Consider the following 11,737-nt stretch of genomic DNA (forward strand, 5'->3'; position numbering starts at 1 on the left):
GGAGGCCATGACCGACGGCAAGACCCCAGAACCGCAGGACCACCCGCACACGGAGCAGACAGAGGAGGAGCGCGCCCGCTCCCGCCCCTTCAGCTACCCCTACCCGGAGCGGCACGCCAACGTGCGCGCCACCCGGCACATCAGCCGCGAACAGGCCGACGCGGACAGCGTCCCCGGCGTACCGGGCGGCTACGGCACCACCGGCGGCGGCCAGCCCGGCGGCCGCAGCACGCCCCGGCCGGGCAAGGAGGCGCCCGACGAGTCCGGCGTGACCGACGTCGTCGGCGGGCGCGAGACCCGGCCCACCCGGAAGGACGAGGAGGGGTAGCGTCCGGGGCCGCCCCCGGGCGCCATCCCGACCCGCCGCGCCGCAGGCGTCCGCCATGACCGCCGTACGTCGGCGTACGTACGGCGGTCGTACGGCGGCCCTACGGCAGGATGGAGTCGACGTACCCGCCGTCCACCCGCACGGCCGCGCCGGTCGTGGCGGACGCCTGCGGCGAGCTGAGGTACACCACCAGGTTCGCGATCTCCTCGGGCTCGATGAGCCGCTGGAGCAGCGACTGCGGGCGGTGCTCCCGCATGAACACGCGCTGCGCCTCCTCCCAGGGCAGGTCGCGGTCGACCAGCTGGTACACGAAGTCCTCGACGCCCTCGGTGTGGGTGGGCCCGGCGATGACCGAGTTGACCGTGACACCGCTGCCGGCCGCCTCCTTGGCGAAGCCGCGGGCGACGGCGAGCAGCGCCGTCTTGGACATGCCGTAGTGGATCATCTCGGCCGGAACGACGACGGCCGAGTCGCTCGCGATGTACAGCACCCGCCCCCAGCCCCGCTCCCGCATCCGGGGGAGGTAGGCGCGTGTCAGCCTGACACCCGCCAGGACGTTGATCTCGAAGTAGCGGCGCCACTCGTCGTCGCTGATCTCCAGCGCGGGGACGGCCCCGAAGATCCCGAGGTTGTTCACGAGGATGTCCGCCTCGGGCAGCAGCCCGACGGCCCGCGCCGCGCCCTCCTCGGTGGCCAGGTCGGCCGCGACGGGCACGAACTCGCCTCCCGGCACCTCGGCCCGCAGCTTCCCGACACTGCGCTCCAGCCGGTCGGCGTCGCGCCCGTTGACGCCCACCCGGGCGCCGGCCCGGGCCAGCCCGGCGGCGATCGCCGCTCCGATGCCCTGGGAGGAGCCCGTCACCAGCGCGGTCCGTCCGTCGAGATCGAGCTTCATCAGATGACTCCTTGTCGTGGCGTTGCCGTGACGCCCGCCGCTTCCGGCGTACCGTCGTCCGTCGTCGGCGGCCCCCGGTTGATCTCCGCCGGGCCGTGGCGACGATACTTGCTGTACCCGTTTCCCCCTGCGCACAGATGGACTCATGCCGACCTCTCCCACCGTCCGCCCCACGACTCCCCCCACGGTGTGGCTGGCCCGCGGCCGCCACCTGGGATCCGCCGCGGAAGACGTCGTCCTGCGTACGCTGCGACGGCTGAAGGACAGCCGGGTCGTCGACGACTTCCTGGAGCTGCCGGAAGCCGAGGACGCGCGCGAACGCGTCGTCGAGGCCCGCTGGCGGGCCCCCGGGGAGGTGACCGTCCGCGCCCGGCTCGCGCTGGCCCGTGCCTCGGGCGGCGGACAGGAGTGGACGCTGGCCGCGGAGGCGGAGCAGCCCTGGGACCCCGCGTGGCCGTCGCCCGCCACCCTGTTCTGGCCCGACGACCCGGACGCCACCTGGGACCGTGACACCGCCACCGGCCTGCGCTTTCGCGGGTCCAATCCGCTGCCGGAGGACGAGAAGGACATACGGCGGGTGCTGCGGGCCGCCCTGCGCAGTCCGTGGAACATCCACTTCGTCGTCCACGAGGCGATGACCCCCGACCACCGGGGACGGGAGCCGCTGGTGCGATGGCTGCCGCCGGGCCTGCGGCACCGTGTGATCGAGCACCGCGCGGCGCCGCAGCAGCTGCGGGTGGTGAACTGGGTGCTGGAGGACTCCGGCGTCCAGGTGCCGCGCGGCGGTGCCGTGGTGCTGCCCGGCACGCCGGTCCCGGACGGCTACGACGCCCGGGACTTCGCCGTCCGCAGCGTCTTCCTGGACGGCTCCGAGCCCGCCGAGCTGATCGCGGTGCTGACGGCGTTCGCGGCGCTGCCCAGGCCGCTGCCGGACGGCGGCGAGGAGGCCCTCACCGGGCTGCGGGAGGAGTGGCACCTGCTGACCCTGGAGGAGGAGCTGGCCCGCGAGCGCCGGCTGGTCGCCATGTACGCCGAGGCGCTGGAGGCGATGACGAGGTCCCGGGACCTGTACCGGGAAGCGGCCGAACGCGCCCACGAGGCGCTGGCCGCCTACCGGGAGTCCGCCGGGGCCGTGCCGGCGCAGCAGCCGTCCGGCGCGCACTCCCTGTCCCCGCTGCGGCAGCTGACCCGGACCCTGGAGCGGCTCAAGGGCTCCGCGAAGACGCTGCGCCCCTTCCCGGCCGGCGGCGCGTCCTCGTCCGGGAGGGACGAGGGCGAGAACCGCCGGCCCGCGCAGGCCACCGGCACGGACGGCGGCGGCAGCCGGTCCCACGCGGACGGCGACGACAGCGGGGCCCCGAGGACCACGGGGGTGGGCGACGGCCCGGACCGGCCCGCCGGGAACACCGGCGCGCACGAGGACTGAGCCGGGCGGGGCCCGGGGCGGACAGCGGGGGGCCGTACGGCGTCCGGGCCCGGAGCCGGCCCTGCGTGCGGACCGGCCCGGTGCGCGGACCGCACGTGTCGTCCCGCGCCACCTGGATACGCGGACTGCACAGCACAGCACCGCCCGTCCCGGAAGGTCACCGACGCCATGGAAAGCCGGCCCCACGACGGCAGCGGACCCCGCACCGCCGCCGAGCCCCGCCACAGCTCCGACACGACCCTGCGGGTCAACGGCACACCGCACACCCTCACCGTCGACCACCGCCGCGTCCTGCTGGACCTCCTGCGGGAGGATCTCGGCCTCACCGGCGCCAAGAAGGGCTGCGACCACGGGCAGTGCGGCGCCTGCACGGTCCTGGTGGACGGCCGGCGCGTCAACAGCTGCCTGCTGCCGGCCGTCGCCCTGGACGGCTGCGAGGTCGTCACCGTCGAGGGTCTCTCCGGTGACGGCGAGGAACTCCATCCACTGCAGCGGGCGTTCCTGGACCGCGACGCCTTCCAGTGCGGCTACTGCACCCCGGGCCAGATCTGCTCCGCGGTCGGCGCGCTCGCCGAGGCCGCCGCCGGTCACCCCTCGCACGTCACGGACCCGGCGACGCCCTCGGGCGAGCCGGTGCCGCTGGGCCGGGAGGAGATCCGGGAGCGGCTGAGCGGCAACCTGTGCCGGTGCGGCGCCTATCCGCGCATCGCCGAGGCCGTGGAGGACGTGATCCCGTGAAGCCCTTCGCCTATGTGCGCGCCCACAGCGTCGAGGAGGCCGCCGAGGCGTACGCCGCCCACCCCGGCGCCCGCTATCTCGGCGGCGGCACCAACCTGGTCGACCTGATGAAGCTCGGCGTCGAGCGGCCCGCCGCCCTCGTCGACGTCTCCCGGCTCCCCCTCGCCGGGGTGGAGGAGCTGCCCGACGGCGGCCTGCGGATCGGGGCGACGGTCCGCAACAGCGACCTGGCCGCCCACCCCGCCGTCCGCGACCGCTGGCCCGCCCTGTCCCAGGCACTGCTCGCGGGCGCCTCCGGACAGCTGCGCAACGTCGCCACGACCGGCGGCAACCTGCTCCAGCGCACCCGCTGCCCCTACTTCCAGGACCTGGCCAAGCCGTGCAACAAGCGGGAGCCGGGCAGCGGCTGCGGCGCCCTGGAGGGCGTCCACCGCGACCACGCCGTCCTCGGGCACTCCCCGCACTGCGTCGCCACCCACCCCTCGGACATGGCGGTGGCGCTCGCCGCGCTGGACGCCCGGATCGAGCTGTACGGACCCGAGGGCGCCCGCAGCCTGCCCGCGGCCGGTTTCCACCGGCTGCCCGGCGACCACCCGGAACGGGACACCGAGATCCGCCCGGGCGAGCTGGTCACGGGGGTGCTGCTGCCGTCCGCGACGGCCGGGCTGCCCTCGCTGTACCGCAAGGCCCGCGACCGGGCGTCGTACGCCTTCGCGCTCGCCTCCGTCGCCGCCGTGCTGCATGTGGCGGACGGCGTGGTGGACCGGGTGGGCATCGCGTTCGGGGCGCTGGCGCACCGGCCGTGGCGGGCCCGGAAGGCCGAGGAGGCGCTGCGGGGCGCCGCACCCACCGCGGCGGCCTTCGAGCACGCCGTCGACCTGGAGCTGGCCGCCGCCGAGCCGCTGCGGGACAACGCCTACAAGGTGCCGCTGGCCCGGCGGCTCGCCCTGGACGTGCTCGGCCGGCTCGCGCCGCCCGCCACCACGACCTGACCCCGGCGTCCTTCGAGGAGGAACTCCATGACCGGCACGCAGACCGCCGTGGGCGCCGGCACCGAACGCCGGGAGGGCCGGCAGAAGGTCACCGGCACCGCCCGCTACGCCGCCGAGTACGACGCCCCCGGCCGGGCCCACGCCTGGCCGGTGCCGGCCGCGGTCCCCCGGGGCCGGGTGACCGGCGTCGACCCCGCGCCCGCCCTCGCCCTGCCCGGCGTGCTCGCCGTGCTCTGGCACGAGAACGCGCCGCGCCTGGCGGAGCCCGACGACCCCACCCTCGCGGTGCTCCAGGACCCGCGGGTGCCGCACCGGGGCTGGTTCGTGGCCCTGGTGGTGGCCGAGACCTTGGAGGCGGCCCGGGCCGGTGCCGCCGAGGTCCGCGTCACCTACGCCACCGAGGACCACGACGTCACGCTCACCACGTCGCACCCGGGCCTGTACGTCCCCGAGGAGGCCAACGGCGGTCACCCGGCCGTCCGCGCCCACGGCGACCCCGACGGCGCCTTCGCCCGCGCCGAGGTCCGCGTGGACACGGAGTACCGGGTGCCGCCGCTGCACAACCACCCCATGGAGCCGCACGCCAGCACCGCCCGCTGGGACGGCGACCGGCTCGTCGTGCACACCTCCAGTCAGGGCACCACGCCCGTGCGCGCGGTGCTCGCCACGATGTTCGGCGTGCCCGAGGAGCGGATCGTCGTCAGCGCCGAGCACGTCGGCGGCGGCTTCGGCTCCAAGGGCACGCCCCGGCCGGACGTGGTGCTGGCGGCGATGGCCGCGCGGCACACCGGGCGGCCGGTCACCGTGAACCTGCCGCGCCGCCTGCTGCCCACGGTGGTCGGGCACCGCGCCCCCACCCTGCACCGGCTCCGCCTCGGCGCCACGGCCGACGGCCGCCTGACCTCCCTCGTGCACGAGGTGGCCACCCACACCTCCCGGATCAAGGAGTTCGTGGAGCAGGCCGCCGTCCCCGCGCGCGTGATGTACGCCGCGCCCCACAGCCGTACCCTGCACCGCGTGGCGGCGCTGGACGTGCCCTCGCCGTCGTGGATGCGCGCCCCGGGCGAGGCGCCCGGCATGTACGCGCTGGAGTCCGCGATGGACGAGCTGGCCTGCGCGCTGGGCGTGGATCCGGTGGAGCTGCGGATCCGCAACGAGCCGGACGCCGAGCCCGACGGCGGGCGGCCCTTCAGCAGCCGGCATCTGGTGGAGTGCCTGCGCGAGGGCGCCCGCCGCTTCGGCTGGGACGGGCGCGACGCGCGCCCGCGGTCCCGCACCGCCGGGCCCTTGCTGATCGGCTCCGGGGTGGCCGCCGCCACGTACCCCGTCATGGTGTCGCCGTCCACGGCGTCGGCGCGGGCCCTGCCCGACGGGGCGTTCCTGGTGCGGATCAACGCCACCGACATCGGCACCGGGGCGCGGACGGTCCTCGCGCAGATCGCGGCGGACGTCCTCGGGGTGCCCCTGGAGCGGGTCGGCATCGAGGTGGGCAGCAGCGACCTGCCGTCCGCCGCGCTGGCGGGCGGTTCCTCCGGCACCGCCTCCTGGGGCTGGGCCGTCCACACGGCCTGTACCCGGCTGGCGGACCGCCTGGCCGGCCTGCCGGGTCCGCCGCCCGCCCCGGGGATCGAGGAGAGCGCCGACACCTCCGGCACGGCCGACGCCGAGAGCCCCTTCGCGCGGCACGCCTTCGGGGCGCACTTCGCGGAGGTGACGGTCGACACGGTCACCGGTGAGGTGCGGGTGCGGCGCCTGCTGGGCGTCTACGCGGCCGGACGCATCCTCAACCCCCGTACCGCCCGCTCCCAGTTCGTCGGCGGCATGACGATGGGCCTGGGCATGGCGCTGACCGAGGGCAGCACGGTGGACGCGGCCTTCGGCGACTTCGCCGAGTCCGACCTGGCGTCGTACCACGTGCCCGCGCACGCCGACGTCCCGGACGTGGAGGCGCACTGGATCGACGAGGAGGACGGCCACCTGAACCCGATGGGGAGCAAGGGGATCGGCGAGATCGGCATCGTCGGCACGGCGGCGGCGATCGGCAACGCCGTCCACCACGCCACCGGCGTCCGCTTCCGCGAGCTGCCGCTCACCCCGGACCGGATGCTCGCCGGGCTGCTCGCCCACGAGCGGCCGGCCGGAACGGTGGGGACCGCGAGCCGGTGAGCCCGTGAGCCGTACGGCGCCGGGGACGCCGTACGGCTCGGAAGAGGCGCGGTGGGAACCTGCCGGGGCCGGGCGGTCAGTCCGCCGTCGCCCGGCGGGCGCGGACCAGCGGACGGACCGGTCCGCTCCCGGCCTGGATCTGTGCCATCACCCGCAGGCACAGGGCCGTCAGCGCCGCCAGGAACGCACACACGGCGACCGGCGCGGCGACCCAGGTGGAGGCCAGGGTGTGGTCCAGGGCCCGGGCCGGCCACCCCGAGGGGAACGAGTGGGTGTACAGCTTGGCGGCGGCCAGGCCCGCCGGCACCACGACCGCCGCGGCGAGCACGGGCGCGGCGGGCCGCAGGGTCAGCAGCAGCGCCACGACCAGGCAGAGCGCCGACAGGCCGAGGGCGAGTCCGTAGGCACCGGCGGAGGCGCCGCCGGAGTACAGGGGGAAGAAGGCGGCCCCGCACGCGGCGAGCACGGCGGCCGCCAGCCGGCCCGGCCAGGAAGGGCCGTCGCTGTCGGACGGGTGCGGGGCGCGGCCTTGCCGGGCGCGGCCGTAGCGCGGGATCCGGCGGTGTTCGCGGACGGTGTGGTCCGGGGCGGTGGACGCGGCGGTGAATCCCTCCGGCCGCTCGCCGGTGCCCGGTCCGTCGTGGGCGGCGTCCGGCGGCACGTCCTCGCCGTACAGCGGGGGGAGGTCCTCCTCCGGCCACTCGGTCCGCGCCCGCCGTTCCGCGGCGAGCCGGCCGATCAGCTCCACCAGGTCCTCCACCGGACGGCCGGTGACGGCGGCCCGGACCGCCTCCTGCCCGCAGTGGGGCTCCAGCGGGGTCCGGCTCAGCAGCTTCATCAGCCGGGACACCTCCTCCACCGGACGGCACGCGACCGCGGCGCGGATCGCCTCGTCCGCGCCGTCGGGATGGCGCGGCGGCCGGGTCAGCAGGGCGACCAGGCGGGTGACGTCCTCCACGGACCGGTTCACGCCGACCGCGCGCAGGGCGTCGGCCGTCGCCTCGGCGTGGTCGGGCGACTGCTCCAGCAGCGTGATCAGGTCGACGACCTCGTCCAGGGGCCGGTCGGCCACGGCGGCCCGCACCAGTTCGACGACCGGATCGCCGTACGTCCGCCCGCTGCCGTACCGGTCGAAGAACTCCCGTCCGGTGGAGGGTCGTTCGTCTGCCGGTGGTTCGTCCGACGGTCGTTCGGCGGGCGCCGGCCGGCGTTCGGCGGACAGCCGTTCGGCGGGCGCGGGCCGGGCGGGGGGCTCCTCGGGGCGGGCCGACCGGCCGGGCGGGACCTCGGCGGCTCGCAGCCGGTGAGCGGCCGTCCCGGCGGAGGGGGCCCGGGCGGCGGGCTCCGCGTCCGCCCCGGACATCGTGTGGGCGCCCGTGGCCGTGGCCGTTTCCGTGGACGGCGCGTCCCAGGACGGTACGGGAGGTATGCCGTAGTCGTTCGATCGCGGTGCTGGCGAGCCGGTGGTCATGATCTGCTCCGTGGGAAGGGGTGCGGCCGCTCCTTGGCCCCCGACGCGACACGCGACGTGTGCTGACCATTACTAGGCGCCCTTGTGACGGCATGCCACCGCAGTGGGCCACGGGGATGAACGGACGCGGCGGGAACCGCCGCACAGCCATACCGGCGCCCCGAACGGGGAATCGGGAGGAAGACGCGTGCGTCCCGGCCCACCGGCGCGGGACACCCGGAAGGAGGGGCGGGGTGGACACCACCACGACGGTGATCACCGCGGCGGCCGTGCTCGCGGCGATCGTGCTGGCGCTGGCCGTCGGCCTGCTGATACGGCTGGCCCGAACCCGGCGGGAGCCGGCACGGGCCGGGTTGCCGACGGGCCCGCGCTGGGTCTTCTGGGGCGCCGTCCTCTATCTCGTGCTGCCGGCCGATCTGGTGCCCGATCCGGTGTATCTGGACGACGTCGGCGTCCTGCTCCTCGCCCTGCGTTCCGTGCGCGGACCCCGCAGCGGGCGCCAGCACGCCGCGCCCCGGCGGCCGGAGCGGGAACCCGCGCCGTGATCACACCCGCGTAACACCGCGCGGCACGAAGCAACCATTCGCCCGTTCGATTCGTATAAGTCTCTGGAAGCCGGGGGAAGCCGGCGGACCAGGCGACGGCGCAGCCGAACCATCGCTTGATCGGCACAGCACCGACGAGGGAGAGACGATGCAACCGTTCGCGCTTCAGTACGCACGTCCCGCACCGGAGTCGGACGCCGCGGCCCCGTACGTCTACGACGCCGGGCTCCAGGTGAACGTGCTCCTCGACGGGCGGGTGGCCGCCTGCGACCACGCCCTGCTGCGGGAGCTGGGGACCACGACCTCCACCGCGGGTTCGAAGACGCACTTCGACGACTGACCGCGGACGGGCGACGATGACCGTGTTGATCCTGACCTGTGACGAGGACGTCACCGCGGACATGGTGGTGGTGCACCTCAACGCGTCGGGGGTGCCGGTGGTGCGCCTGGACCCGGCCGACCTCACCGGTTCCGTGGCGCTGTCCGGGGAGTTCGCGCACGGCTCCTTCCACGGGCACCTGTCCTCGGGGGGCCGTCTGGTGAGCATCGGCGGGCTGCGGTCGGTCTGGGTGCGCAGACCGGGCGCTCCGGCCGCGCGGGCGCCCGGGGCGTCCGCGTGGCTGACCGAGGAGTCCTCCCAGGCGCTGTACGGCATGCTCCGCGGCTGCGGGGCCCGCTGGATGAACCACCCCGACGCGGCCCGCAGAGCGCGCCACAAACCGTGGCAGCTGCGGCTGGCCCAGCAGTGCGGCCTGCCGGTGCCGGCCACGCTGATCACCACCTTTCCCCAGGCGGCGCGGGAGTTCGCGGAGCGCTACCCGGATCTGGTGGTCAAGCCGGTCTCGGGGGCGCATCCGCAGGATCCGCCCCGGGCGGTGCCCACCAGCCGGGTGTCGCCGGAGGCGGACTTCACCGCCGTCGCCCACGGACCGACGCTGCTGCAACGGCGGATCGCCAAGCGCGCCGACATCCGCCTCACCGCCGTGGGCGACCGTCTGCTGGCCGCCCGGAAGACGACCGCGCCGGGCGCGGACTCCGGCGGCCCCGACGAGATCGACGTCCGGTTCGCCGCGTCCGACGAGCCGTGGCGGCCCGCCGATGTGCCGCCGCGCGTCGCGGAGGCCGTCCACGCCTATCTCCGGGGCGCCCGGCTCGCCTACGGCGCCTTCGACTTCGCCGAGGACGCCGACGGGACGTGGTGGTTCCTGGAGAGCAACCAGTCGGGGCAGTTCGGGTTCGTCGAGGTGGACACGGGCCAGCCGATCGCCCGCACCATCGCCGCGTGGCTGGCCCGGCCCGGCACCGGGGAGGCGGCGCACACCGACGGCGCGCCCACCACCACGGCCTGCTGACCGGAGGGCACCGCGCCGCGGACCGCCGGGACGCCGACCGCCGGACACGACAGGCTCATGTCACACCCCTGGCCGACGGGGCCTCGGCACGCCCGGTACGGGGCGACGCGGCCTTCGCCGGTCAGTGCGGGCGGGGAGCCGGCAGCATCGCGGTGCGCTGCCACCCGTTGCCCGGGTTCGGCGGACGCTCGGGGCCGGGACCGGGAAGGTGGCCGGGAACGTGCAGGGGGCGCAGGACGACCTCCAGTTCCCTGTTCACGCGCTCGGCCTCCCGGCGCACCTGCGCGGGCACGTCGCCGCATTCGGCGACGAGTCGGTCGTAGATGGGGGAATCCTGGAACACCCGTCAACGCGCCTTTCGTGTCGTCCGCCCCCGTGCGGGGGTACGACTGCCGAGTCTAGTGCTGTGGCCGCATGGGTCCACCGGGTCGGGTCCCGATCCGGTCGACGCGGCTCGGGTGGCGGGTCGCCGACGGCGGTGGCCCTGGCCCGCGACGCTGTGCGCGCCGCGGGCCAGGGCCTTCGGGCACGGAGGCGTGCTTACGGGAGGACGATGTCGCGGCCGGGTCCGCCTTCGAGGGCGTCCTTTCCGGTGCCCCCGCAGACGAGGTCGTCGCCGCCTTCGCCGTCCAGTGTGTCGTTGCCGGGGCCGCCGAGGACGATGTCGCGGCCGTCCCCGCCCATGACGTGGTCGTCGCCGGGGCCGGCGTGCACGGTGTCGTCACCGCCGTAGCCCTCGATCATGTCGTCGCCCCGGCCGCCCCACATCTGCTGGTTGTCGCCGTCACCCATCAGGTGGTCCATGCCGTCGCCGCCGTGCAGGGCGGCGGGTCCCATGACCATGTCGTTCCCCGCGTCGCCCAGCACCGTGCGTGCGGTGTGGGCGTGCAGTTCGTCGTCGCCGGGACCGCCGCCGACGGTGCCGATCCCGGGGGTGAAGGCGGCGATCGTGTCGTTGCCGTCGCCGAGGAAGACGTCGATCCTGTCGGGCCGGGGGCTGTCGGCGGGCAGTTCGCAGACGACGGAGGTGGTGTCCTCGGCTCTGGAGTACGCGCAGTGGTCGCCCGGTTCGAGCGGGACGACGTCGCTGAAGCCGATCCGCCGGATCCCGTCGCTGGTGTACATGGAGAATATGCTGAGGTCGTTGGTCTGCCCTGCGGCGGCGGTGAAGACGATCGACTGCGTTGCCCAGTCGGCTCCGACGCGGGCCTTCGCCTCGGTGGCGGTGGCGGCGGCTGCCGGGCCGACGGCGAGGCCGGCGGTGAACAGGGTCACGGCGACCGCGCCGACGGCGGCTCGGTTTCGGTTCATGAGACCTCATCTCGGTGGAGTGACGGTGGGCCGACCTGCTTGGCGTGGTGCTGCCGGGGACCGGGCGGAGCCGGTCGTGAAGGCAGTCCTCCCCGCCGGTCCGGATCCGCGAGAACGCGAATTGACGCGGCGTCATGGTAAGCCGTTGTCCCTCCGGATGTGAGGGTTGGGATTCTTCGGTCAGGCGTGTTCCCGGTGTCGCCGCGGCAGGGTTCGCCGGCTCGATTCCTGCTCGGTGAAGGGGAGTTGAACGACGCAGCCGATGGCCGGGATCGCCGGAGGAGCGGAAGGCGGCCGCCCGGGTGCGGGCGGAGGGCTCGGCGGGGGAACCATCGTCAGCGGGGGCACCGGCGACGGCCGGGCCGCGGCCCACGCCGCCCGCTCACCGCGAGGCGGCCCTGTCCGGAACAGCCGTGCCGGCGAACGCGGAACGGACCCGGACGTGATCAGCCGGACCTCTCCTCCATGACCTGGCCGGCGATCCACCGGGCAGCGTTCCGGCCCCCTGGTCCG

12 protein-coding genes are annotated in these 11,737 nt (G+C 75.5%); 8 read left to right on the top strand and 4 right to left on the bottom strand.

From position 1 onward, the window contains the following. Positions 1–7: 7 nt before the first annotated feature. Entirely contained in the window at positions 8–328 is a 321-nt protein-coding gene (locus tag ABZ340_RS29815) for a hypothetical protein (RefSeq protein WP_358784956.1), read from the top strand. A gap of 100 nt (positions 329–428) precedes the next feature. Here ABZ340_RS29815 and ABZ340_RS29820 read toward each other — a convergent pair whose 3' ends face one another. Then, positions 429–1,223, bottom strand: a complete 795-nt coding sequence (locus ABZ340_RS29820) for an SDR family oxidoreductase (RefSeq protein WP_358784957.1) — start codon at positions 1,221–1,223, stop codon at positions 429–431. 145 nt (positions 1,224–1,368) lie between these two features. On the opposite strand from ABZ340_RS29820, the gene ABZ340_RS29825 reads away from it, so the two are divergent. From ABZ340_RS29825 to ABZ340_RS29840, 4 genes are all read left to right on the top strand, one after another. Beyond that, positions 1,369–2,649, top strand: coding sequence for a hypothetical protein (locus tag ABZ340_RS29825; protein WP_358784958.1), 1,281 nt, complete (start codon positions 1,369–1,371; stop codon positions 2,647–2,649). Positions 2,650–2,817: 168 nt separating this feature from the next. Further along, positions 2,818–3,387, top strand: a complete 570-nt coding sequence (locus tag ABZ340_RS29830; protein ID WP_358784959.1) for a 2Fe-2S iron-sulfur cluster-binding protein — start codon at positions 2,818–2,820, stop codon at positions 3,385–3,387. After that, the gene (locus ABZ340_RS29835) at positions 3,384–4,379 is read left to right on the top strand and encodes a xanthine dehydrogenase family protein subunit M (protein ID WP_358784960.1); all 996 of its coding nucleotides are present in this window, start codon (positions 3,384–3,386) and stop codon (positions 4,377–4,379) included. Before ABZ340_RS29830 ends, ABZ340_RS29835 begins: the two co-directional genes overlap by 4 nt. A gap of 27 nt (positions 4,380–4,406) precedes the next feature. After that, the gene (locus ABZ340_RS29840; RefSeq protein ID WP_358784961.1) at positions 4,407–6,545 is read left to right on the top strand and encodes a xanthine dehydrogenase family protein molybdopterin-binding subunit; all 2,139 of its coding nucleotides are present in this window, start codon (positions 4,407–4,409) and stop codon (positions 6,543–6,545) included. 76 nt (positions 6,546–6,621) lie between these two features. Here the strand turns inward: ABZ340_RS29840 and ABZ340_RS29845 are convergent, their stop codons facing one another. Next, a complete protein-coding gene (locus tag ABZ340_RS29845) occupies positions 6,622–8,016 on the bottom strand; it encodes a hypothetical protein (protein WP_358784962.1) in 1,395 nt (464 codons plus the stop codon). 233 nt (positions 8,017–8,249) lie between these two features. On the opposite strand from ABZ340_RS29845, the gene ABZ340_RS29850 reads away from it, so the two are divergent. The 3 genes from ABZ340_RS29850 (at position 8,250) to tgmB (ending at position 9,913) form a co-directional block, all read left to right on the top strand. Further along, positions 8,250–8,561, top strand: coding sequence for a YkvA family protein (locus ABZ340_RS29850; RefSeq protein ID WP_358784963.1), 312 nt, complete (start codon positions 8,250–8,252; stop codon positions 8,559–8,561). 148 nt (positions 8,562–8,709) lie between these two features. After that, positions 8,710–8,901, top strand: a complete 192-nt coding sequence (tgmA, locus tag ABZ340_RS29855; protein ID WP_358784964.1) for a putative ATP-grasp-modified RiPP — start codon at positions 8,710–8,712, stop codon at positions 8,899–8,901. 16 nt (positions 8,902–8,917) lie between these two features. Beyond that, positions 8,918–9,913, top strand: coding sequence for an ATP-grasp ribosomal peptide maturase (gene tgmB, locus ABZ340_RS29860; protein ID WP_358784965.1), 996 nt, complete (start codon positions 8,918–8,920; stop codon positions 9,911–9,913). Positions 9,914–10,034: 121 nt separating this feature from the next. Here the strand turns inward: tgmB and ABZ340_RS29865 are convergent, their stop codons facing one another. Together ABZ340_RS29865 and ABZ340_RS29870 are read right to left on the bottom strand one after the other, a co-directional pair. Beyond that, entirely contained in the window at positions 10,035–10,256 is a 222-nt protein-coding gene (locus ABZ340_RS29865; RefSeq protein WP_358784966.1) for a hypothetical protein, read from the bottom strand. A 197-nt stretch (positions 10,257–10,453) separates the two neighbouring features. Beyond that, positions 10,454–11,224, bottom strand: a complete 771-nt coding sequence (locus tag ABZ340_RS29870; protein ID WP_358784967.1) for a calcium-binding protein — start codon at positions 11,222–11,224, stop codon at positions 10,454–10,456. Positions 11,225–11,737 lie beyond the last annotated feature (513 nt).

Source organism: Streptomyces sp. NPDC006134, assembly GCF_040628835.1.
In the GTDB taxonomy this organism is placed as follows: Bacteria; Actinomycetota; Actinomycetes; order Streptomycetales; family Streptomycetaceae; genus Streptomyces.